Raw genomic sequence first — 21,570 nt, 5'->3', positions numbered from 1 at the left:
TGATTCGAGTCTGCGCGATTCGTACGCACGGCGAGCTTCTCGGAGTTACCGTTGAGTATGGCTGAACGGGGGGCCAAGCCCCAGGTTTCTTTTGTAAGACGGACGATGCTGCGCGCAGTCCGATCGTTGTTCAATCCGCTCCGGCCTGACGACTACCTGTCGATGATCAATCCGCTGTGGACCACTCGCGAACTTCGGGGGAAGGTCGAGCGGGTGGTTCCCGAGGGGTCGGAGGCCGTCTCGGTGTACATCCGTCCGGGTTTCGAGTGGCAGGGCCACACGCCCGGGCAGTACGTCCGACTCGGAGTACTCATCGACGGTCGGTACCACTGGCGGGCGTACTCGCTGACATCCGATCCCGACCCTGTCGACGGTCTCGTCAGCGTCAGCCCCAAGCTGGTGCCGTCGGGCACGGTCTCGCCGTATCTGGTGGGCACCATCAGGACCGGCGATATCGTTCGCCTCAGCGAGGTGGAGGGTGAATTCACTCTGCCGAGTCCGGTTCCGGACAAGATGGTGTTCATCAGCGCCGGCAGCGGCATCACGCCGATCATCAGCATGTTGCGCGCCCTCGACCATCACGACCAGGTCCGTGACGTGGTTGTGGTGCATTCGGTGCACAACCGTGAACAGTTGATGTTCGCGGACACGCTGGAGGAATTGGAAGCCAAGCACGACGGGCTGACGGTGAAGCTACGCATCACCAGCGACGAAGGTCGGATGAAGGCGTCGGAACTGGACGAACTGGTCCCGGATTGGCGTGAGCGGGAGTCGTTCTGCTCCGGTCCGGGCGAACATCTGGACGATCTGCGCTCGTACTGGAAGGACCAGGGAGAGTCGGATCGATTCCATTACGAGAGTTTTCAGCCGGTCATCGGCGGCGGAGACGACGCTGGTGAGGGCGGCACCGTCAAGTTCCTAAACAGCAAAAAGGACGTCGAATGCGACGGTGCCACAACGATTCTCGCCGCGGGTGAGGAAGCCGGACTGGATCTGACGTTCGGCTGCCGAATCGGCATCTGCCACACATGCGTAGGTACCCTGAAGAAGGGGCGTTTACGTGACCTACGTAACGGGGATATCTCCGAACCTACGGGGCAAGCGGTTCGGATCTGTGTCAACACCGCTGAGGGCGACATCGAAATCGAACTCTGATCTTCCATTCGAACAGGGGAATGTATGTCTATCGACGAAACCACGAGGCGCGTCACCGACACCGATGAGCCGGTGAACCCGCTGGCGCACCTGAGCGACGAGACGATCGCCGAACTCGCCAAGGAGTTCGACGCCATTCACGACGAGGTGTACGCCAGCCTCGGTGACAAGGACCGGAAGTACATCACATCGGTGATCGCAGCCCAACGTCAGCTGCTGGTCGCAGGGCGCGTGCTGTTGCTCGGTTCCACCAGCAAGCCCGCGTGGCTGGCCGGTACCGCATGCCTCGGGATCGCAAAGATCCTCGAGAACATGGAGATCGGCCACAACGTCATGCACGGCCAGTGGGACTGGATGAACGATCCGGAAATCCACTCGTCGGTGTGGGACTGGGATACCGCGTCCACCGCCAACTCGTGGAAGCACTCGCACAACTACGTGCACCACACGTACACGAACATTCGCGGCAAGGACAAGGATCTCGGTTACGAGATCATGCGTATCGACCCACGTCAGAAGTGGAGTCCCGTCTACCTGGCCCAGCCGTTCTACAACGTTCTGCTGATGGCCTTCTTCGAGTGGGGCGTCGCTCTGCACGACCTTGACATCGAAGCAATTCGCCGCGGTGAGAAGCCGGTCAAGGAACTCGTCGAGGACCTCAAGGGCATCGGCGTCAAGGCACGGAAGCAGTTCGTCAAGGACTACGTGGGCTGGCCGCTGATCAGCGCAGGTGCATTCGCGTTGGCACAGCTGGCGTCGGGCGGTCGTTTGCCGGAGAGCAAGAGATCTCGCCTCGCGTCCAAGCTGCGGGGATCCGCGCGTTTCGGCAAGAACCGCCGGACGGCCGCCCTTTTGGACAGTCGCCTCAGCGGCGTCGAGAGCACGTTCCTCTCGACGGTGGCCGCCAACTTCACCGCCAACATCATCCGCAACGTCTGGTCGAACGCAATCATCTTCTGCGGTCACTTCCCGGATCAGGCCTACACCTTCAGCCAGGAAGAGGTCGAGAACGAGACCCGCGGCGGATGGTACGTCCGTCAGTTGGTCGGAGCCGCGAACATCGACGGCGGACCACTGTTCCACCTGATGAGCGGCAACTTGAGCTACCAGGTGGAACACCACCTGTACCCGGATATGCCCAGCACTCGGTACTCGGACGTCGCGCCGAAGATCAAGGACATCTGCGAGCGCTACGAATTGCCCTACAACACCGGACCGTTCTTCCAGCAGTGGGGCATGGTCCAGCGGACCATCGCGCGATTGGCCTTCCCGGGTGGCAAGGTTCGGCCGAAGCCGGGCCCCTACCGTCCCGAGGAGAGCTGGCGTCGGAAGTTCGCCGAGGGTGCCACCAAGGACAGCGAGGCCGCCAAGACTCGCGGTCGCGTGCCGGCAGAGCATCCTGCGGCGGGACCGGAACACAACTCCGGCGGGGTCGATGTTCAGCCGCCGCCCCGTGGCGACGACTGAGTTTCGTCCGTAGAGAGCCGATAAGAACCGCGGCCACCCGATTACCGGGTGGCCGCGGTTCTTCGATGTTGGCGGTCGGGTCGTGGGCCCTCACGCCATGTCGACATCCTTGGTCTCGATCAATCGCTTGGTGCAGACCAGACTCAGCACCGACAGCAGGGCCAGCATCACGCCGATCGAGATGCTGCCGAACGCGGCCGTGAGCGGTGCGGCAAGCATCGGCGGAATCGCGCCACCGAGAACTCCGGCGAGATTGTAACCCAAACCTGCTCCGGTATAGCGGAATCGAGTCTGGAACAGTTCCGGGAGGAGTGCGCCGGTCGGTCCGTATGCAACGCCGAAGATCGCGAGCGTCACGCACATACCGATCACGAACGCTTCCGGTGAGCCTGTGTCGAGCAACGGGAACAGCGCTATCGACCACGGCACCGCGACGATGCACGCCGCCATGATCACGCGCCGCCGCCCGACGCGATCGGAGTAGGTCGCCGAGAGCGCGATCGCGACCCCGAAGATCACCGCAGCGCCTATCCCGGTGACCAACACGAACGGACGGTCGAACCCGAGGGTCTTGGTGCCGTAGCTCGTCAGGTACGCGGTCCCCATGTAGAAGAATGCGAAGAGTGACGCCAATGCACCTGCAGCGGTGATGATTTCGCGCTTCTGGATACGCCACGCGTCGAAGATCGGCAGCTTGGTCGGTGCCGAGGTCGCCGGAGCTTGCTCCTCGGCGAGCTTGTTGGCCCGAAAGACCGGGGTTTCCTCGATGGCCAACCGCATGTAGAGGCCGATGAGTACCAGGACGGCGCTGAGCAGGAACGGGATTCGCCAACCGTAGTTCAGAAACGTCTCGTTGGTATCGCCCAGTAGCAGTCCCGTCGCCAGGAACGTCGCGCTCGAGAAGATGAAGGCGGCCGATGGTCCCAGCTGGGGGAACATCGCATAGAAGCCGCGCTTGCCCGGCGGTGCGTACTCGGCCGTCAACAATGTCGCGCCGGCCCATTCACCGCCGACGGCAAACCCTTGCCCGAACCGGAGCAGCACCAAGATGATCGGAGCAGCCACGCCGATCGTTTCGGCACCGGGCAGCAGGCCGATGGCGAACGTGGATACTCCCATCAGCAGCAGCGTCGAGATCAACGTCTTCTTGCGACCGATGCGGTCGCCGAAGTGTCCGAACAGCACGGCACCGACGGGCCTGGCGATGAACGCTACTGCGAACGTCGCAAACGAGGCCACGGTGCCGGCCGTGTTGCCGAGCGCTGGGAAGAAGATGGTCGGGAAAACCAATGCGGCAGCGGTTCCATAGATGAAGAAGTCATAGAACTCGATCGTCGTACCGATTCCACTGGCGACAGCGACCCGTCTGACACTGGTCTTGGACTGCACCGCCGGTCTGGTCGGCGTCGAGACGCCCGGATCTCCGGGCGAGACAGCGGTCATGGTTCCTCCGTTTTGTCGGGTATCGGGCGAATGTGCGATACCGAATGCGACGAACGGTAGTGATCCGGGTCACCCGCGGAATACCCCCGGATGGGGGGGAACGGCGACCACTTCTCTCCGACCTACTGCCAGTGGGCAGTCTCGACGGCGGCGCGGTAGGTGTTCTCGAGGAAGGCGAGCAGCAGCGCATCGGGGTCCTCGGCGGTGCGCACGGCCTCGTAGGGGAGGACGTACTCGCCGAGATCGCGATCGAAGTACGCGGGAGCAGTGACGGCCGGATGGCTGTCGTAGCCGTCCGGATTCGGGTAGGCGTAGGCGTAGAACGCGCCCTCCGCTGCCCCGCCCGGCCAGAAGCCGGCGCTCGAGACCTCGTCGCTGTAGGCCTCGTGCATCACCCAGTCCGGACAGTTGGGAACACCACCGGGATGCTGTGGGGCAGACCTACCCGAGAAGCGCGTGACGGCGAGATCGAAAGCGCCCCAGAAGAAATGGACGGGGCTGGACTTGCCGCGAAAGTCGGCGCGAAACTCGGAGAACACGCGATGTGCGCTGACGAGGGCACGCCAGAACCTCTCCATCGCCTCCGAGTCGTAGGAGGCGTGTTCGACGTCCTCCGCGAACGGGGTGGCGTGCGGCAGTTCGACAGGCTTTCCCACGATCGTCGCGTCGACCCCGAGTTGCGTGAGCAGGTCGGTGTATTCGGCGAAGAAGTCTGCGACGGTGCGGGGTTCGAGCTTCATGGTCCGGCTCTGACCATCGGTGGTGGCCAGTACCAGTCGGTGGGCGAGGAAGTCGAAACGAATTTCGAGCCCGCGGTCGCCTAGTGGGATCAGCGATGTCGTCAGTCCGGATGCATCGACGTACAGCGCGACTCCCCACCAATGGTTGAGTGCCGGCGACAGTGCCATTCGGGTCTTGCCGACGATCTGGGTCCATAGATGCACCGTGTCGCGAGTGTCGGACCAGCTCTCGATCGGAAGTTCCGGCCACGCGTCGTACGAAGTTGTCATGCGTCGATGATGCACACACAGCCGGGGGGAAGGCCATAGCTGTGCTACCTCAGGCGAGCCTCAGGATTCGCCGGTACCGTCTGATCCCAGGGGCGAGGCGCGTGTGGCAGCGGTCAGGGAAGAAGAGGTGATCGGCATGTCCACAGACCACAACCGGGATGTGTTCGACAATGCTCGGGTGGCCGCGGCCTATGAGGAGTACGCCGGTCCCACCGATGGATTTCTCGACCGTGGGGAAGCGGCGGCGCTGGTTGCTGCGGCCTCGGTTGCGCGCGGAACACCGGTGCTGGACGTCGGTGTCGGCAGTGGGCGAACCACGGCTCTGCTCCGACTCGTGAGCGATCGCTATGTAGCGATCGATTACGCGCCCAACATGATCGATGCGTTCCGTCGAAATTTCCCGGACCTGCAGGCGCACGTGGCCGATGCGCGCAGTCTGACGGCTTTCGTCGACGGCCAGTTCGGCCTGATCGTGTTCAGCAACAACGGAATAGACACCGTCACCCACAAGGAGCGGGGCCGCGTACTCGCAGAATTTTGTCGCCTGCTGGCCGATCCCGGAGTGTTGGTGTTCTCCACCCTCAACCGCAACGGACCGTCGTTCGGAGAGAAGCCGTTTCAACTGAGCAGGCCTACGCAGCGATTCAGTTTCTCGCCGAAACGGGCAGTGACGGCAATCGGGCGGAGGCTGCTCGATCCTGCCGGTGTCGTTCGCAGCGTCCGTAATTGGTGGTCGGCCAGATCCCGCGTCGACGATCGTGGATCCTGGGCCGTCGCTCCGCTCGCTGCACACGATTTCGCGCCGTTCATGCACTTCACCACTTTGTCGGACGTGCGGTCGCTGGTGTCGGGTGCCGGTTTCACGATCGTGGAGATCTTCGCCGACGACGGTTCGATCGTGGCGGCCGATACCGAGACGAGCTCGGCCGACAACTTTACGATCGTCGCGCGCAAGTAAACCGTCAGCTCAGCCGCTCGAGCGCCTCGGTCATCTTCTCCACGGTGTCCGGCGCGACCTTCGCCTCGAAACCCGCCTTCAAAAACGGACCGGCAACCTTTGCGGCACCGTTGAACTCGACCTGCGCGTGGTAGTCGATCCGGGTCGATCGGTCACCTTCTGCCGTCAGCGTGATGTCGTCGACGCTGGTGGCCGTCTTGTTCTCGCCTTCGAGCACGATGTGATCAGGCTCGTCCGTGACCAAGGTGTAGGTCAACTCCGTGGTGATACCGAACAGTTTCGAGACGTTGTGCCACTGCGTCCCGACGGCGACCGGTCCGTCCGAAATCTGTGTGCAGCTCTGGGTTCCGGGATCCCACGACGGCGCATTGGAAAAGTCACGAAGAAATGCGGCCGCCTTCTCGATCGGAACAGCGGCGGTGAAGGTGCGGGTGACGTCGACCATGAGAGTTCTTTCCTGTCGTTGGAGATCAGTCTTCGAGCGGGACGCCGAGGTGGTCGGCAAGCCGGCGCATGGTGCCGACGATCTGGTCCTCGGTCACCCGCGGAAATCCGGCCATCTTGCGGAACTCCGGGTCGGTGACGCGCGACCAGTCGTACACCTGCGTCAGCGCGGTCCGGTCGTCGGCGACCTCCTCGAGCTCCCAGGACCACCGCGTGCCACGAGGCTCCATGCCCTGGCGATTGGGAATCCAACCGATGCGTCGGTCCTGCTCGAACACGAACAAGGTGTTCTCCATGACGTACTCGCCCAGTTCCGGCTGGTACATATCCATCGCGAAGGTGTCGCCCACCGCGCGCAGAGGCGTCGGGTCGATCGCGCCGCGCAGCATCTCCGAGCCGTCGACCGCGGCCTGGACCTCGGGATTGGCGAGCGCAGTGAACACGGAGGCGGGGGGAGCGTCGATCACGCGCCGGACGGTCAACTCGTCGGTCATGGACACGCCTTTCAGTTGTTTATGCCGGCTATGGAGTTACCCCCGTCGGCGGGGAAAGAAACTCCGATCGCCGTTTTTGCCTCCCCCGTCGGTTTTGCATCGCAGTGGACACAACGACGAAACACGACCGCCACGTCGCATTCGTACAGTCGCCGGGTCGGACTCCGCAAAATCCAGCTGTGGAGCAGCACCTTGTCAAGGGGTAGCCATGAGTGGAAATACCGTACGCCTGCAGGCGATCAAAGACGTCGAGGCGTATGTGCCGCCTGCGGTCAGCTTCGTCGGAGACGAGAAGCCGGGCGAGATCTTCGGTGAGAACGTCTTCAGCAAGGTCGTGATGCAGAAGCGTCTGCCCAAATCGGTCTTCAAGTCCGTGATGGCGACGATCGACAAGGGCAAGAAGCTCGATCCCATGGTCGCCGACGCGGTGGCGTCGGCGATGAAGGACTGGGCCCTCGAGAAGGGTGCGACGCACTACGCGCACGTCTTCTACCCGCTCACCGGGCTGACGGCCGAGAAGCACGACAGCTTCTTCGACCCCGTCGGTGACGGCAGCGCACTCGCCGAATTCGCAGGAAAGACGCTGATCCAGGGCGAGCCCGACGCGTCGAGCTTCCCCAACGGCGGTCTGCGGAACACGTTCGAGGCTCGTGGGTACACCGGCTGGGACGTCACCAGCCCGGCGTACGTCCTCGAGAACCCGAACGGCAATACCCTGTGCATCCCGACGGTGTTCGTCTCGATGACCGGTGAGGCGCTCGACCACAAGACGCCGTTGCTGCGTTCGCAGCAGGCGATGGGCGGACATGCCGAGCGCATCCTGAAGCTCTTCGGGCACGAGAACATCGAGAACATCGTCTCGTTCTGTGGTCCTGAGCAGGAGTACTTCCTCGTCGACCGGCACTTCTTCCTGGCCCGTCCCGACCTGCTCAATGCGGGTCGCACGCTCTTCGGATCGAAGCCGCCCAAGGGCCAGGAATTCGACGACCACTACTTCGGAGCCATCCCCGAGCGCGTCCTCGGCTTCATGATGGACACCGAGCGTGAGCTGTTCAAGCTCGGTATCCCGGCCAAGACTCGGCACAACGAGGTCGCTCCAGGACAGTTCGAGATCGCGCCGATGTTCGAGCGCGGCAACATCGCAGCCGATCACCAGCAGCTGTTGATGACCACGTTCAAGACGATCGCCAAGAAGCACGGTATGGAGTGTCTGTTCCACGAGAAGCCGTTCGAGGGCGTCAACGGCTCGGGTAAGCACGTCAACTTCTCGCTCGGCAACTCCGAGCTCGGATCGCTGCTCGTTCCCGGCGACAACCCGCACGACAACGCGCAGTTCCTGGTCTTCTGCGCCGCCGTCATCCGCGCGGTACACAAGTACGGTGGTCTGCTGCGCGCCTCGGTGGCGTCGGCGACCAACGATCACCGTCTCGGGGCCAACGAGGCTCCGCCCGCGATCATCTCGATCTTCCTCGGTGATCAGCTGGCAGACGTGTTCGATCAGATCGCCAAGGGTGCAGCCACGTCCTCGAAGGGCAAGGGCACCATGATGATCGGTGCCGACACCCTGCCCGTGCTGCCCACCGATCCCGGCGACCGCAACCGCACGAGCCCGTTCGCGTTCACCGGCAACAGGTTCGAGTTCCGCGCTCCCGGCTCGATGCAGACCGTCAACGGTCCGATGGTCACGATCAACACGATCATGGCCGAGGCGCTGGACTACATGGCGACCAACCTCGAAACTGCCGTCGCCGACGGCACCGACTTCGACACCGCCGTGCAGAACCTGCTCACGGAGATCATCACCGAACACGGGGCAGTGGTGTTCAACGGTGATGGTTACTCGGACAACTGGCAGGTCGAGGCCGAAGCACGCGGACTACCGAATCTGCGTACCACCCTCGACGCATTGCCGGAGTTGATCTCCGAGTCGGCAATGGAACTGTTCGAGAAGTACAAGGTGTTCAACCACCGAGAGATGCACTCGCGCTACGAGATCGGGCTCGAGCAGTACGCGTTGACGGTGTTCGTCGAAGCGCGGTTGACGCTGGAAATGGGCCAGACGTCCATCCTGCCCGCGGCGGTGCGCTACCAGACCGAACTGGCGCAGAACGTCAGCGCGCTCAAGGGTGCAGGCGTCGACGACGTGGACATGACTGCGCTGCAAGCAGTCTCGGCTCCACTGTCGGAGCTGCGCGCAGCATTGGCGACATTGAAGGGCGCGCTGGAAGCCGACCCGGGTGGCGAAGCTCTGGCCGAGGCCGTGCATGCCAAGGACGAACTGCTGCCCGCCATGGCTGCGGTCCGTTCTGCGTCGGACACACTCGAAGCAATGGTGGCCGACGATCTCTGGCCGCTGCCGACGTATCAGGAGATGCTGTACATCCTCTGAGTGCGCAACGCAGGAGTGGAGCCTGCGGAACGACCGGATGGGGCAGGAGTGGAGCCTGCGGAACGACCGGATGGGGCAGGAGTGGAGCCTGCGGAACGACCGGATAAGCAGTGGTGTGGCTGAGTGCCGTGTGTGGCACTCAGCCACACCACTGTTGTTCTCGGGGTGAGCAATATCTCGAGGCGGAATAGCTCGGTGGATCTTTCGGGTTCGGAGTGAGCAGTGGCAAAGACTGTGCACGCACTCGTGAGGAGAGAGATCCATGAAGTTGTTTTCCCCGTTGGCGCTCGGTGACTTGAAGCTCGACAACCGGTTGGTGATGGCTCCGCTGACGCGGGTGCGCTCCGGGAAGGACGGCGTGCCGGGCCCGCTGGTGGTCGAGCATTACAAGCAACGCGCATCCCTGGGTCTCATCGTCAGTGAAGGCACCTACCCGAGCCACGCGGGCCAGGGCTTCCCAGGTCAGCCCGGTCTGGTGACGGACGAGCAGATCGAGGGTTGGCGCAACGTTGCCGACGCAGTGCACGCCGACGGCGGACTGATCGTCGCTCAGGTGATGCATGCCGGTCGGGTGACCCACGAGGCGACGACGGGTGGCCGCGAGGTCGTCGGGCCCAGCGCTGTGGCGATCGAGGGAGAGACTCACACGTACGAGGGCAAGAAGGCGTACCCCACCCCGCGTGCGCTACGCGAGGACGAGCTGCCCTCGGTGATTGCCGATTTCGTCCAGGCGTCGAAGAACGCGATTGCCGCCGGGATGGACGGTGTCGAGATTCACGGCGCCAACGGTTACCTGCTCCACGAATTCCTCTCGCCCGCCTCGAACCAGCGGGACGACGCATACGGCGGCTCACCGGAGAACCGGGCGCGGTTCGTGGCCGAGGTGGTCGAGGCAGTGGTCGCCGCTCTGGGAGCCGGCAAGGTTGGAATTCGTATCTCACCCGAGCACAACATTCAGGATGCCCTCGAGACGGACGCCGACGACGTGCGTGCCACCTACCGCGCGTTGGTCGACCGAATCGCACCGTTGGGTCTGGCGTATCTCAGTGTGCTGCACAAAGATCCGGCCGGTGAGCTGGTTCAGGATCTGCGCCAGGCATTCGGCGGTTCGGTCCTCGTCAACAGCGGCTTCGGTGAGATCACCAACCGCGACGAGGCTCTTTCGCTGCTCGACAACGGCATCGGTGACGCCGTCGTCGTCGGCCGTCCGGCGATCGCCAACCCCGATCTTGCCTACCGCTGGCGCGAGGACCTACCGCTGAACGAGCCGGATCCGAGCACTTTTTACACCGATGGTGCCAAGGGCTACACGGACTACCCCGCCCTCCAGCACTGAGGAGTGCCTGCGGCAGTGGTGTGGTCGAGTGCCCCAGAGGCGGGGCATAACCACACAGTGATACTGGTGTGGACCGTTGATGCGTGGTCTGACTCTTAATCACACTGACGTCGATCGTTGACTGTCTTTCAGTGGATGTGTCGGCCTCGCATCGACGGTCACCGAACACACGCGACCGGTCGGGCGGAGTGACTTGATAGGAGCCTGACTCACCAGAGTCCCATCACTGTGGTGTCCGCCGTCCCGGCCGGTGCGTGGCCGCCAGTCGAAGGGACAGCCATGACCATCATCACCGAAAGACCACCCGATGTCAGCCTCACTGTCTACGTCGGGATCGACACCCACAAAGACACCCACCACGCGGCGATCATCGACGCACTCGGCCGGCCTGTCGCAGACCGTCAATTCCCCAGCACCGAAGTCGGGCACCGGGCCCTACTGGCGTGGATCGCCGGGACCGGCGTCGCTGAGAAAGTCGGTGTCGAAGGCACCGGAAGCTACGGCACCACACTGACGACATTCCTGCGCGGCGCCGGACTCGAGGTCGTCGACGTCGACCGTGTCGATCGGAAGGCGCGTCGTTTCCACGGCAAGTCCGATCCGCTCGATGCCCACAGTGCTGCGCAGTCCGTTCTCGCCGGGCGAGTAAAGACGATCCCGAAAACCCACGACGGCGATGTCGAAGCAATTCGGTTCTTGCACAATGCCCGTCACTTCTCGGTCAAGGCCAGAGCCGAAGCGATCACCATGCTCGAAGGCGCGATCGTCAACGCCCCCGAACACATCCGTGCGCCCCTGCGGGACCTACCGACCAAGGCTCTCGTCGAGACCTGTGCACGCATGCGTCCTGGGACAGTCACGCCGGGAAACCTCGACGCCGCGGTCAAGACGTCACTGCGATGCCTGGCTCTGCAGATCCTCGAACTCGGAACCCACGAACACACCCTCAAAATGCAGATCACCACCTTGGTGAACGCGACCGCACCACAATTGCTCGACCGGTTCGGGATCGGATTCGAGACCGCAGCCCAGCTGCTGATCACATTCGGAGACAACCGCGACCGCATCACCAGCGAGGGTGCATTCGCCGCCCTCAGCGGAGTCTCCCCGATCCCGGCGTCATCGGGGAGAACAACCCGCCACCGACTCAACCGCGGCGGTAACCGTCAGGCGAACCGGGCCCTGCACGTGATCGTGATGGCACGCCTCAAACACGACGCAGACACACGCAAATATCGCGACCGACGACTCGCAGAAGGCAAAAGCAAACGCGACATCATCCGCTGCCTCAAACGAGCCGTCGCCCGCGAAATCTACCGGCTCCTCAAGCCTGCAAAACCCCTGAAAAAGAGCACTTGACACTCATAGGAGCATCCACTGCGCGGAGCGCACTAGAAGTCCGCGGTCTTGCGGGCCCTGATCTTGCTGACGATCGAGAACACCACGGCAATGACCATCAGTGCGTAGAGCACGATGGTGATGCCGCTGCTGACGAGGATCGACGGGTCGCCCTCGCTGACGGCCAGTGCGCGTCGAAGCGATTCCTCGGCAAGCGGGCCGAGTATCACGGCGATCAGCACCGGTGCGAGCGGAATCTCGTAGCGCCGCATCATGAATCCGATGATGCCGAGCCCCAGCATGAACATCAGGTCCACGATCGACGCACTCGACGCGTAGACGCCGAGGGCAGCGAACACCGAGATTCCGGCGTAGAGGTAGTTCTTCGGGATCTTCAGCAGCTGGGCCCACAACGGTGCGAACGGCAGATTGAGGATCAGCAACACGATCATCGCCAGGAAGAGGCTGGCCAGCAGGGCCCAGACGATGTCGCCGCTGCGCTCGAACAGGAGCGGTCCGGGTTGCATACCGTACTGCTGGAACGCTGCGAGCATGATCGCCGCTGTGGCGGACGTCGGTAGACCCAACGCCAGCAATGCGCCCATGGCCGTTCCGGCCGTGGAGTTTCCGGCCGCCTCGGGTCCTGCCACGCCACGAATGGCGCCTTTGCCGAACATCGGCTTCTCGCGTTTGCGATCGAGTCGACGCTCGGTGCCGTAGGCCAGGAAGCTCGGCACCTCGGCACCGCCCGCTGGTATGACGCCGAACGGCACACCGAATGCCGTCCCGCGTAGCCAGGCCGGGAGTGCTTCGCGGAACTCCGCCTTGCTCAGCCACGGTCGTCCCTGCGACTTGATCAACGACCGATCCTCGGGCCGCCCGATCTTCGACGCGATGTGGATGACCTCGCCGAGGGCGAGCATCGCCACGGTGATGACGACGATGTGGATGCCGTCGAACAGGGCAGGCACCTCGAAGGTGAATCGTGAAGCGCCCGAGGGTCCGTCGATACCGATCACCGCGAGGGTGAGGCCGATGAGCAGGGCGGTCAGACCTTTGAGGGCGGAATCCGAGACCACCGCCGAGGTTGCGATGAACGCGAACACCGCGAGTGCGAGATATTCGGCGGGTCCGAAGTTGGTCGCCAGCGCCGCAAGCGTCGGGGCGAAGAACACGACCAGGGTCGTGGCGATCATGCCACCGATGAACGACGCGATGGCCGAAGTCGCCAAAGCCTGTGGGGCGCGGCCGTTCTTGGCCATTCGATGTCCCTCGAACGTACCGGCGATGGCGGTGCTGTTGCCGGGGGTGTTCATCAGGATGCCCGAGATGGAATCGCCGAACAGGCCGCCGAAATATACTCCGGCGAACATGATCAGGGCAGCGGTGGGGTCGAGAGTGAAGGTGACCGGCAGCAGCAGGGCCACCGCCATGGCAGAGCCGAGACCGGGCAGCACGCCCACAGCGGTGCCGAGCAACGCGCCGACGAACACCCACACCAGGTTCATCGGAGTCAGCGCGGTGCCGAACCCGTCGAGAAGATTACTCAATGAATCCATCGGAAATTCAGCTCCGTCAGAAGATCTGGGCGAGAACGCCGCCGGGCAAGGTCAGGCCGAGGCCCGCGGAGAATACGATCTGGACGGTGCTCGAGACCAGCAGCGCGACTGCCGCGTCGAACACGTAACGGCGACCACCCAACCCGATCGAGACGCCCCAGAACAGCAACGCTCCGGCGAGAACCCAGCCGAGCGGGTCGAGCAGGGCGATGAACAAGGCCACCGATCCGACGGTGATCGACAGGGTGCGCCAATTGCTCACGGTGCCGGTGTTCGGCTTACCGTCGGCGTCGACTCCGCGGTCGATCACGTCGGGCTTGACCATCAGTTGGATGGTGATCAACAGTGCGACCACGAAGCAGCCGCCTGCAACGATGGCCGGAAAGACCTGCGGGCCAGGTGAAGTGGCGGTCGGCGGAACCTCCATCGTGACGGTTCCGTAGACCAGGAACAGTCCCAGTGCGACGAGGAGCGCCGGAACGATCAATCCGCTACGGCCGGTCCAGAAAGACCGGGACGTGCCGGTGTCGGTGGTCGTTGTTGTTGTCATACCAGCCCCAACTCTTCGAGAATTCCGGTGATGCGTGCCTGTTCGACGTCGAGGAACTCTCCGAACTCGTCTCCCGTCACGACCGATTCCTTCCACCGGTTGCGTTCGACGGCCGTTGCCCACTGCTCGGTCTCGACCATCTCGGTGACGATGTCGACGAGCGTCTGTCGGTCCTCGTCCGAGATTCCCGGGGGTGCAACGATTCCGCGCCAGTTGACGAGGTCGACGTTGTAGCCCTGTTCGATGAACGTGTCCACGTCGAATCCCTCGAGCGGCTCGGGTGCAGCCACTGCGAGTGCACGCACGTTGCCTGCCTCGATCTGGTCGCGGAAGTCGTTGAACCCGCTGACCGCAACGCCGACGGTGTTCGACAGCAGCGACGTCAGGACCTCGCCGCCGCCGGAGTAGGCGATGTAATTGATTGCGGCCGGATCGATGTCGGCTTCCTGGGCCAATTGGCCCGCCACGATGTGGTCGATACCGCCGAGCGACCCGCCGCCGATCGGCAGGCCACCGGGGTTCGCTCGCCAGGCCTCGATCATGTCCTCGAGATTCTGGATCGGCGAGTCCTTCGGGACGACGAACACCTCGAAGTCCTCGGCGAGTTTGGCGATCGGAACGGTGTCGGCCAGAGTCGTCTCGGAGTTGTTGATCGCAATGCCGCCCAGCATCACGGTGCCGGTGATCATCACGGTGGTGGGCTGACCGCTGAGGTTCTCGAGCTGGCTCAGACCGATGGTGCCGCCGGCACCGGGGACGTTGACGACCTGGGCGTTGTTGACGATGCCATCGCTGCGCAGCGCTTGCTGCGACTCGCGGGCGACCAGATCCCAGCCGCCGCCCGCGGCAGCCGGAGCGATCAGTGTCAGTTTGGCTCGGGCATCGGAGCCGCTGGCACTGCGAGCGGCATCGATACCCGCCACGGTCACCGCTCCCACCACCGCCAGGGCACCGACTGTTCGAAGCAATGTGGGCGGTATCGCCATCAGAGACCTTTCGTGTGGTGTGTCACAGCGTCAGGTTAGATACAGTTTGTCCGATTAGTCCAGTTCACAACATTGAGGGCAATCCTCGGTGGATTCGAGCAACGGGAGAGACCGTGTCTTCAGCGAGCACAGCGGTAGCAAGCGCAGTGGCAGTGGCGATGAGCAACACACCGGAGGGGCACGAAGCGCTGCGACGCGGTGCTGCCGAGGCCGAGCTGCGTGGGGCGCAACTGATCGTGTTGTCCGTGGTGGACCGCGATTCCGTGTCGGCGGAGGACCGAAGTGCGGCGCAGGCCGAGGTGGAGCGGACGCTGCCGGGAGCATCGACGACCGTGCGCGTCGAGCCGGACGGCGGCGACCCGGCCGGCGCACTGGTCGATCTCGTTGCCGATGTCGGCGCGGGGATGGTCGTCATCGGGTCCAAGCGTCGATCCGCCGTGGGTAAATTCTTGATGGGAAGCACCGTGCAGCGCGTGTTGTTGGACTGCCCGGTTCCCGTCCTCGTCGTGAAGGCGCCGTGACCCGGTAGTATCGGACAAACTTCACACACACGACCCCGAGGAATCATGGACAGCGATAAACCCGGGCCGGACACGGCTCCCCGCACCACAGCTACTACGTGCGAGGCGGTGTCCGGCGAATGAGCGTTCTGCTCACTCTTCTGCTCGGCCTGCTCGTCGTTTTTCTCATCACCGTCGCAACCGGCTACTTCGTAGCTCAGGAATTCGCGTACATGACCGTCGACCGGTCCCGGCTCAAGGCGCGTGCCGAGGCCGGTGACGCCGTCGCGGCTCGTACGTTGACCGTCACCAAGCGCACGTCGTTCATGCTCTCGGGCGCGCAGCTGGGCATCACGGTCACCGGCCTGCTGGTCGGCTACGTCGCCGAACCGCTGATCGGTCAGTCGTTCGGCGCGATACTGGGCGGCGTCGGTGTTCCGACGGCAGTCGGTGTCGGACTGGGTGCCGTTCTGGCGATCACCTTCGCGACGTTCGTGCAGATGCTCTTCGGCGAACTGTTCCCGAAGAACTTCGCCATCGCCCGCCCGGAGCCGGTGGCCCGCTGGCTCTCGCTCTCGACGACCATCTACCTCAAGCTCTTCGGCTGGTTGATCACCATCTTCGATCAGTCGTCGAATTTGCTGCTCAAGGCGCTGAAGATCGAACCCGTGCACGACGTGGAGCATTCGGCGAATCCGCGCGACCTCGAACACATCGTCTCGGATTCCCGTGAAACCGGCGACCTGCCCGAGGAGTTGTCGACTCTTCTCGATCGCATACTCGACTTCCCGACGCGCACCGTCGAACATGCCATGATTCCGCGTTCACGAGCTGCAACCGTGCGCGACACCGACACCCTCGGTGAGGTGAAAGCGCTGATGGGACAGGAGCATTCCCGGTATCCGGTGCTCGACGAGGACGACGGAATCGTCGGCGTCGTGCACCTGCACGACGTGCTGGGCTCCGTCGAGCCCGATTCGACGCCGATCTCCGGACTCACCCGCGACGCACTGATTCTGCCCGAACTGCAGAGCCTGCCTGACGCGATGCGCGAGCTGCGGGCAACTCGGAACCAATTGGCTTGTGTCATCGACGAATACGGCGGCCTCACCGGCGTCATCACCATCGAGGACCTGGCCGAGGAACTCGTCGGTGAAATCACCGACGAGCACGACGACGGCGTACTCGACCCGAGCCCGGTCAGCGCCGACGACGGCAGCTGGACGATGGCGGGGGAGGTGCACGTCGACGAGGTAGAACGCGCGATCGGGGTGGATCTGCCCGACGGTGACTACGAAACGATCGCCGGATTCGCCATCGCGCACCATGGTTCGCTGCCCGACGTCGGTACCCGCATAGAGGTGGATCTCCCGCCGGACAACGCGGATCTGGCCAACGACGACGAGACGCCGATTCGTTTCGTCACGATCGAGGTGCAGGAGATCGACAGTCACGTGCCGTCACTACTGACCCTCACCATCGACGAGCGGGCAACCGAGCACGACGAGAATTCGGCCGAGTCCGACATTGCAGGAGCACACCGATGAGCAACCTCTGGGTCTTTCTGGCCGTCACCATCGGTCTCATCGCTGCGAGCGCCTTCTTCGTCGCGGTCGAGTTCGCTCTACTCGCGGCCAAGCGGCATCGCCTCGAAGATGCTGCACCGAACTCGCGATCCGCTCGGGCCGCGCTGCGCAGTTCCTCGGAGCTGACGGTGCTGCTCGCCGGCTCGCAGCTCGGTATCACTGTGTGCACCCTCGCCCTCGGTGCGACGACCAAACCGGCGGTGCACTACTGGCTCACACCGCTGTTCGAGGGCATCGGCCTGCCGTATTGGTTCGCCGACGTGCTGGGATTCGTCCTCGCGCTGATCGTCGTCACGTTCCTGCACTTGGTTGTCGGCGAGATGGCCCCCAAGTCGTGGGCGATCGCGCATCCGGAGAAGTCGGCCACGATGCTCGCGCTTCCCATGCGTGGATTCATGTTCGTCACTCGGCCCGTGCTCACGATTTTGAACAACATGGCCAACTGGTGCCTGCGCAAGGTCGGCGTGGAGCCGGCCGACCAGGTGGGGTCCGGGCAGAACGCAGACGATCTCCGCCAGCTCGTCGAGCACTCGGTGAACGTCGGTGCACTCGACGCCAGCTACCAGGCTCAAATTTCGGGAGCGTTGGAACTGCAGGATCTCACCGTCGGCGATCTGGTTGCCGGGAGCGGCACGCCGACCTCGGTGTCGTCGTCGGCCTCGATCGACGACGTGCGGGAGGCGTCCCGGATCAGTGGACATCTGCGCATCCTCGTCAGCGACGAGGACGTGGTGAAAGGTGTTGTACACGTGCGGGACACGTTGACCGAACCTGCGAATCTTTCCGAGATCACGCGACCTGCGTACACCCTGGAGTCCACCACTCCGGTGTACGTGGCGCTCGCGTCGATGCGCGAGACCCGGCACCATCTGGCGCTGGTGGTGGATGCTTCGGTCGGGGTGGGTGACACCGCGCGGACGATCGGCGTGGTGACGCTGTCCGATGTGCTGACGCGGCTTCTGCCCGAACCCGTCTGATTCGATTCCGGCATTCGAACGAGTCATCCCCGACCGGCCTACACGGCCGATCGGGGATGACTTGTCTATACGTCGTATCCGAAGCGAATCAGACCGGGGCGACGACCAGCAGGTGTGCCCAGTACGACGCGACGTCGTGGCCGAGTTGGGGGAGCAGCACGTCGTAGAGCAGGTAGGACATCATTGCCGTCGAACTCCTTGTTCAGCGGGTCGTTGCCGACTCGCATACCGAGACTTGTAGGTCATTGAGACTGTAGATGACCCGGCCTTCGGTGGCATCCATATCGCCTACTCGCGTGCGTTGCTCGGAACGTGTCAGCCGATGCAGCCCTGAAGCGTGGTGAAGCTGCCCGCGATTCCGGCACCGTTGCACACTGCGCCCTCGGGGGTGAGCGTGATGGTCGAGCCCGGTGCGGCCACTGCGATGGAGAGTCCGAGACCGGCGGCGGTGTTCTGCGCGACCGCCCCGGGGCCGAAGGCGATCGCCGCAGGCGCGCCGCCGAAACTGCCGTTGCTGACGGCAGTTCCGCCGTTCAGACCGAGCGCCAGAGCCGCCGCATTGTTCATTGCCTCCGCCGAGCCCCAGCCCTCGAGGCCGAATCCTGCGGCGGCACTGGCACCGTCTGCGGAGCTGTCGCACTGTGATCCTCCGACGAGCGCAGCGATGTCGGCACCTCCTGGCGCTGTGGTGCAGGCGACCGGTGCTGCCGATGCCGTGCCGGGCACCAGGGCTGCGAAGGTACAGGCGAATCCGAATGCTGCCGCTCCGCCGAGAATTCTCTTGGTGTGGAACATGGTGAATGCCTCCCGAGATCGATGCGTCGGCACCGGTGCGCCGAGCGTGATGGTCGCTGGGCCGGTGTTGCTGGGGACCCGACTCCCTGACGTCGAGTCTCGACCCACCCGAGCGCGGTGCGGGTTCGTCGACATCTCGAAAACGTCTCGGTAGGGTAACGCCGAGATAACGCGACGTGCAGCGCGGTCTCTACCTACGATTGCCTCATGATCGGACGCATCGACGAGGTCGTTTTCGACTGCACGGAGCCGGCGTTGCTGGCGCAGTTCTGGGCCGACATACTCGGTGGTCGGCCTGCCATGCGCGACGACTCGTGGCATTTCGTCGATGTCCCAGGGTTCACTCGGCTGGCGTTTCAGCGAGTTCCCGAGGGAAAGTCCGGCAAGAACCGGCTTCATCTCGACGTCGACGTACCCAGCATCGACAGGGCCGTCGAGGAGGCGGTAGCGCTGGGCGCGACAGTGCTCGGCGACCGGCACTCCGACGCAGCCGGATCCTTTCAGGTGCTCCTCGACCCCGAGGGCAACGAGTGGTGCCTGGTGACTCCGCCCAGCTGATCAGCGAGCGTCGTGCTGGGTACGTGATTCGAGGACGAGCGGCATGTTGCCCTCGATGAGTTCGATGAGGTCGCTCAAGCGGGTGCCGACGTCGCGCCCCAGCGGGGTGAGGCTGTACTCCACCTTGGGTGGGATGGTCCCCTGCACCGTCCTTACCACGAGTCCGTCACGCTCCAGCGTCTGCAGGGTCTGCGACAGCATGCGTTCACTGACGCCGTCGACGCGTCGGCGCAACGCGTTGAAGCGATAGTCGCCTTCGGTGAGTGCCGCCAGGGCCAGGACTCCCCACCTGCTCGTGGCGTTCTGCAGGGTCTGTCGCGACGCGCAGTCCCGCGCGAAGACGGACGCTTCGAGGGATTCGGCGGCATCGGGCATATGGCAATGCTAGCGCATGCTGAAACATCAGTGATTACCATCGCAGTTGCACTGCACGAAAAGTAAGTGCATGATGAGGTGGAACTTGAAACCTCAACCCCGAGACACGCAGGAGTCGGCATGACCACAGCAGTAACCGGAGCAACGGGCAACCTCGGCGGACTCGTCGTCGACGCACTCATCACACGCGGCGTCGCTCCCGGCGATATCGTTGCCGTCGTCCGTAACGCAGACAAGGCCGCGCAGCTGGCCGAACGCGGCGTCGTGATTCGGGTTGCCGACTACAGCGACACTGCCGCTCTGACATCTGCATTCGCAGGCGTGGACAAGGTGCTGCTGATTTCGGGATCCGAGGTCGGACAGCGAATTGCGCAGCACAACAACGTGATCGACGCTGCAGAGGCGGCCGGGGTGAGCCTGATCGCGTACACCAGCTTGCTCGCCGCCGACACGTCAGGAGTGAGCCTGGCCCCCGAACACAAGGCGACCGAGGAGCGACTCACCGCGTCGGCGATCCCCGCGGTCTTCCTGCGCAACGGTTGGTACTGGGAGAACTACCTCGGCTCGCTCGCCCAGACCGTCGAGGGTGGGGTTCTGCTCGGCGCAGCGGGGAACGGCAAGATCGCGGCAGCATCGCGCGCGGACTATGCCGACGCGGCTGCCGCGGTGCTGACCATGGACGATCAGGGCGGCAAGATCTACGAGCTCGGCGGCGACGAGCATCTGACCTACGCCGATCTGGCCGCTGTCATCGGTGATGTTTCCGGCAAGCCGGTGGTCTACAAGGATGTGCCGGAGTCCGAGTACGCCGCAATTCTCGAGGGTGCCGGTCTGCCCGATTTTGTGGCGACCATGCTCGCCAGTGCCGACGCCGGCATCTCGCGAGGCGAACTCGATACCGACTCCGGTGACATGCAGGCCCTGATCGGTCGAGCATCCACTCCGGTGGCCGAGGTGCTCCGCGCCGCGATGTGACGGGTGTGCCGGGGACTGCGCCGCTACTTGTAGCGTGGGCGCGGTGAATCAGACGAAGACCCGCACCTTGTTCCTGGCCGCCTCCGCATCGCTCGTTCTCCTGACGGGTGCGTGCAGTTCGGATACGGACAGCTCGTCCCCCGCGACGACGACGTCCGCCTCTGCGTCCGCCTCGGCCGAGGCAGCATCGGCCGGCACATGCCCCACGGCAGCCCCCGACTCGGCCGCAACCCCCGAGTGGACACTGGCCGGGGATACCGGCAACATCGCCGTCGTCGGATCCACCGACACCGCGGCACCGGCGGTCACGGTCGAGGTCCCGTTCAGCGTCGCCGAGACACAGGTGAAGACCCTGACGGTCGGTGACGGTCCGGTCATCGCGGACGACGCCTCGGTGTCGGTCTGCTACACGGGTGTCAACGGACGCGACGGGGAGATCTTCGACAGCAGCTTCGCGAGCGGCCAACCGATCGATTTCCCGCTGAACGGTGTGGTGGCGGGCTTCCAGAAGGCAATCGCCGGGCAGACCGTCGGCTCGACGGTCGCCGTGGCAGTGACGTCGGCCGACGGTTACCCGAGCGGCCAGCCGGCGGCCGGAATCGAGCCGGGAGACAGCTTGATCTTCGCGATCGCGATCCTGTCGGCGAGCTGAGTGCCTCCGGCAGTGGCGTGGTT

Annotated in this window: 21 protein-coding genes; 12 read left to right on the top strand and 9 right to left on the bottom strand. The window is 63.9% G+C overall.

The window, feature by feature from the left end; all coding sequences use genetic code 11:
* Positions 1–57: 57 nt before the first annotated feature.
* Both CH294_RS04275 and CH294_RS04270 read left to right on the top strand, forming a co-directional pair.
* A complete protein-coding gene (locus CH294_RS04275) occupies positions 58–1,155 on the top strand; it encodes a ferredoxin reductase (protein ID WP_032376296.1) in 1,098 nt (365 codons plus the stop codon).
* Between the two features lie 24 nt (positions 1,156–1,179).
* Positions 1,180–2,622, top strand: coding sequence for an acyl-CoA desaturase (locus tag CH294_RS04270; RefSeq protein ID WP_032405701.1), 1,443 nt, complete (start codon positions 1,180–1,182; stop codon positions 2,620–2,622).
* A 90-nt stretch (positions 2,623–2,712) separates the two neighbouring features.
* Here the strand turns inward: CH294_RS04270 and CH294_RS04265 are convergent, their stop codons facing one another.
* Positions 2,713–4,065, bottom strand: coding sequence for an MFS transporter (locus tag CH294_RS04265; RefSeq protein WP_032405702.1), 1,353 nt, complete (start codon positions 4,063–4,065; stop codon positions 2,713–2,715).
* A 122-nt stretch (positions 4,066–4,187) separates the two neighbouring features.
* Positions 4,188–5,075 carry a DUF5996 family protein gene (locus tag CH294_RS04260; RefSeq protein ID WP_032376299.1) on the bottom strand — a complete coding sequence of 296 codons (888 nt, stop codon included), beginning with the start codon at positions 5,073–5,075 and terminating at the stop codon, positions 4,188–4,190.
* Between the two features lie 136 nt (positions 5,076–5,211).
* Here CH294_RS04260 and CH294_RS04255 point away from each other — a divergent pair, with 136 nt between their 5' ends.
* Positions 5,212–6,033: a class I SAM-dependent methyltransferase gene (locus tag CH294_RS04255; RefSeq protein WP_094737185.1), complete on the top strand. Its 822-nt coding sequence runs from the start codon at positions 5,212–5,214 to the stop codon at positions 6,031–6,033.
* A gap of 4 nt (positions 6,034–6,037) precedes the next feature.
* On the opposite strand, the gene CH294_RS04250 is transcribed toward CH294_RS04255, so the two are convergent.
* Together CH294_RS04250 and CH294_RS04245 are read right to left on the bottom strand one after the other, a co-directional pair.
* On the bottom strand, positions 6,038–6,478 hold the full coding sequence (locus CH294_RS04250) for an SRPBCC family protein (protein WP_032376300.1): 441 nt from the start codon (positions 6,476–6,478) through the stop codon (positions 6,038–6,040).
* Positions 6,479–6,503: 25 nt separating this feature from the next.
* Entirely contained in the window at positions 6,504–6,971 is a 468-nt protein-coding gene (locus CH294_RS04245; protein WP_032376301.1) for an SRPBCC domain-containing protein, read from the bottom strand.
* A gap of 208 nt (positions 6,972–7,179) precedes the next feature.
* On the opposite strand from CH294_RS04245, the gene CH294_RS04240 reads away from it, so the two are divergent.
* The 3 genes from CH294_RS04240 (at position 7,180) to CH294_RS04230 (ending at position 12,055) form a co-directional block, all read left to right on the top strand.
* A complete protein-coding gene (locus CH294_RS04240) occupies positions 7,180–9,360 on the top strand; it encodes a glutamine synthetase III (RefSeq protein ID WP_032376302.1) in 2,181 nt (726 codons plus the stop codon).
* 262 nt (positions 9,361–9,622) lie between these two features.
* Positions 9,623–10,696 carry an alkene reductase gene (locus CH294_RS04235; protein ID WP_032405705.1) on the top strand — a complete coding sequence of 358 codons (1,074 nt, stop codon included), beginning with the start codon at positions 9,623–9,625 and terminating at the stop codon, positions 10,694–10,696.
* A gap of 279 nt (positions 10,697–10,975) precedes the next feature.
* The gene (locus tag CH294_RS04230; RefSeq protein WP_094737085.1) at positions 10,976–12,055 is read left to right on the top strand and encodes an IS110 family transposase; all 1,080 of its coding nucleotides are present in this window, start codon (positions 10,976–10,978) and stop codon (positions 12,053–12,055) included.
* A gap of 32 nt (positions 12,056–12,087) precedes the next feature.
* Here the strand turns inward: CH294_RS04230 and CH294_RS04225 are convergent, their stop codons facing one another.
* From CH294_RS04225 to CH294_RS04215, 3 genes are read right to left on the bottom strand one after another with little or no spacing between them, the layout of a single operon-like run.
* Complete coding sequence (locus CH294_RS04225; RefSeq protein ID WP_032405706.1) at positions 12,088–13,593, bottom strand: tripartite tricarboxylate transporter permease; 1,506 nt, start codon at positions 13,591–13,593, stop codon at positions 12,088–12,090.
* Between the two features lie 16 nt (positions 13,594–13,609).
* The gene (locus CH294_RS04220; RefSeq protein ID WP_094737084.1) at positions 13,610–14,143 is read right to left on the bottom strand and encodes a tripartite tricarboxylate transporter TctB family protein; all 534 of its coding nucleotides are present in this window, start codon (positions 14,141–14,143) and stop codon (positions 13,610–13,612) included.
* On the bottom strand, positions 14,140–15,129 hold the full coding sequence (locus CH294_RS04215; protein WP_032376306.1) for a tripartite tricarboxylate transporter substrate-binding protein: 990 nt from the start codon (positions 15,127–15,129) through the stop codon (positions 14,140–14,142). Before CH294_RS04215 ends, CH294_RS04220 begins: the two co-directional genes overlap by 4 nt.
* Positions 15,130–15,242: 113 nt before the next feature.
* Between CH294_RS04215 and CH294_RS04210 the strand changes: the two genes are divergently transcribed.
* The 3 genes from CH294_RS04210 (at position 15,243) to CH294_RS04200 (ending at position 18,192) form a co-directional block, all read left to right on the top strand.
* Positions 15,243–15,650 (top strand): universal stress protein, encoded by a 408-nt coding sequence (locus CH294_RS04210; RefSeq protein WP_230592726.1) that lies wholly within the window; start codon positions 15,243–15,245, stop codon positions 15,648–15,650.
* A gap of 119 nt (positions 15,651–15,769) precedes the next feature.
* Positions 15,770–17,176: a hemolysin family protein gene (locus CH294_RS04205; RefSeq protein ID WP_094737083.1), complete on the top strand. Its 1,407-nt coding sequence runs from the start codon at positions 15,770–15,772 to the stop codon at positions 17,174–17,176.
* Positions 17,173–18,192 (top strand): hemolysin family protein, encoded by a 1,020-nt coding sequence (locus CH294_RS04200; protein ID WP_094737082.1) that lies wholly within the window; start codon positions 17,173–17,175, stop codon positions 18,190–18,192. Before CH294_RS04205 ends, CH294_RS04200 begins: the two co-directional genes overlap by 4 nt.
* 315 nt (positions 18,193–18,507) lie before the next feature.
* Here CH294_RS04200 and CH294_RS04195 read toward each other — a convergent pair whose 3' ends face one another.
* Positions 18,508–19,122 carry a DUF6764 family protein gene (locus CH294_RS04195; RefSeq protein ID WP_249305035.1) on the bottom strand — a complete coding sequence of 205 codons (615 nt, stop codon included), beginning with the start codon at positions 19,120–19,122 and terminating at the stop codon, positions 18,508–18,510.
* Between the two features lie 72 nt (positions 19,123–19,194).
* On the opposite strand from CH294_RS04195, the gene CH294_RS04190 reads away from it, so the two are divergent.
* Complete coding sequence (locus CH294_RS04190; RefSeq protein WP_037172591.1) at positions 19,195–19,545, top strand: VOC family protein; 351 nt, start codon at positions 19,195–19,197, stop codon at positions 19,543–19,545.
* Here the strand turns inward: CH294_RS04190 and CH294_RS04185 are convergent, their stop codons facing one another.
* The gene (locus tag CH294_RS04185) at positions 19,546–19,920 is read right to left on the bottom strand and encodes a helix-turn-helix domain-containing protein (protein ID WP_032405713.1); all 375 of its coding nucleotides are present in this window, start codon (positions 19,918–19,920) and stop codon (positions 19,546–19,548) included.
* A 120-nt stretch (positions 19,921–20,040) separates the two neighbouring features.
* Here CH294_RS04185 and CH294_RS04180 point away from each other — a divergent pair, with 120 nt between their 5' ends.
* Both CH294_RS04180 and CH294_RS04175 read left to right on the top strand, forming a co-directional pair.
* Positions 20,041–20,895 (top strand): SDR family oxidoreductase, encoded by an 855-nt coding sequence (locus CH294_RS04180; RefSeq protein WP_037172590.1) that lies wholly within the window; start codon positions 20,041–20,043, stop codon positions 20,893–20,895.
* 34 nt (positions 20,896–20,929) lie between these two features.
* Positions 20,930–21,547, top strand: coding sequence for an FKBP-type peptidyl-prolyl cis-trans isomerase (locus CH294_RS04175; protein WP_094737081.1), 618 nt, complete (start codon positions 20,930–20,932; stop codon positions 21,545–21,547).
* The last annotated feature ends 23 nt before the right edge of the window (positions 21,548–21,570 follow it).

The organism is Rhodococcus sp. 14-2483-1-1 (assembly GCF_002259335.1).
GTDB lineage: Bacteria > Actinomycetota > Actinomycetes > Mycobacteriales > Mycobacteriaceae > Rhodococcoides.
The sequence above is the reverse complement of the archived record's forward strand: the minus strand, read 5'-3'. Positions and strand labels throughout refer to the sequence as shown.

Coding starts and splice junctions, on each gene's coding strand:
- CH294_RS04275 (WP_032376296.1), top strand. CDS start 58: ATGGCTGAACGGGGGGCCAAGCCCCAGGTTTCTTTTGTAAGACGGACG.
- CH294_RS04270 (WP_032405701.1), top strand. CDS start 1,180: ATGTCTATCGACGAAACCACGAGGCGCGTCACCGACACCGATGAGCCG.
- CH294_RS04265 (WP_032405702.1), bottom strand. CDS start 4,065: ATGACCGCTGTCTCGCCCGGAGATCCGGGCGTCTCGACGCCGACCAGA.
- CH294_RS04260 (WP_032376299.1), bottom strand. CDS start 5,075: ATGACAACTTCGTACGACGCGTGGCCGGAACTTCCGATCGAGAGCTGG.
- CH294_RS04255 (WP_094737185.1), top strand. CDS start 5,212: ATGTCCACAGACCACAACCGGGATGTGTTCGACAATGCTCGGGTGGCC.
- CH294_RS04250 (WP_032376300.1), bottom strand. CDS start 6,478: ATGGTCGACGTCACCCGCACCTTCACCGCCGCTGTTCCGATCGAGAAG.
- CH294_RS04245 (WP_032376301.1), bottom strand. CDS start 6,971: ATGACCGACGAGTTGACCGTCCGGCGCGTGATCGACGCTCCCCCCGCC.
- CH294_RS04240 (WP_032376302.1), top strand. CDS start 7,180: ATGAGTGGAAATACCGTACGCCTGCAGGCGATCAAAGACGTCGAGGCG.
- CH294_RS04235 (WP_032405705.1), top strand. CDS start 9,623: ATGAAGTTGTTTTCCCCGTTGGCGCTCGGTGACTTGAAGCTCGACAAC.
- CH294_RS04230 (WP_094737085.1), top strand. CDS start 10,976: ATGACCATCATCACCGAAAGACCACCCGATGTCAGCCTCACTGTCTAC.
- CH294_RS04225 (WP_032405706.1), bottom strand. CDS start 13,593: ATGGATTCATTGAGTAATCTTCTCGACGGGTTCGGCACCGCGCTGACT.
- CH294_RS04220 (WP_094737084.1), bottom strand. CDS start 14,143: ATGACAACAACAACGACCACCGACACCGGCACGTCCCGGTCTTTCTGG.
- CH294_RS04215 (WP_032376306.1), bottom strand. CDS start 15,129: ATGGCGATACCGCCCACATTGCTTCGAACAGTCGGTGCCCTGGCGGTG.
- CH294_RS04205 (WP_094737083.1), top strand. CDS start 15,770: ATGAGCGTTCTGCTCACTCTTCTGCTCGGCCTGCTCGTCGTTTTTCTC.
- CH294_RS04200 (WP_094737082.1), top strand. CDS start 17,173: ATGAGCAACCTCTGGGTCTTTCTGGCCGTCACCATCGGTCTCATCGCT.
- CH294_RS04195 (WP_249305035.1), bottom strand. CDS start 19,122: ATGTCGACGAACCCGCACCGCGCTCGGGTGGGTCGAGACTCGACGTCA.
- CH294_RS04190 (WP_037172591.1), top strand. CDS start 19,195: ATGATCGGACGCATCGACGAGGTCGTTTTCGACTGCACGGAGCCGGCG.
- CH294_RS04185 (WP_032405713.1), bottom strand. CDS start 19,920: ATGCCCGATGCCGCCGAATCCCTCGAAGCGTCCGTCTTCGCGCGGGAC.
- CH294_RS04180 (WP_037172590.1), top strand. CDS start 20,041: ATGACCACAGCAGTAACCGGAGCAACGGGCAACCTCGGCGGACTCGTC.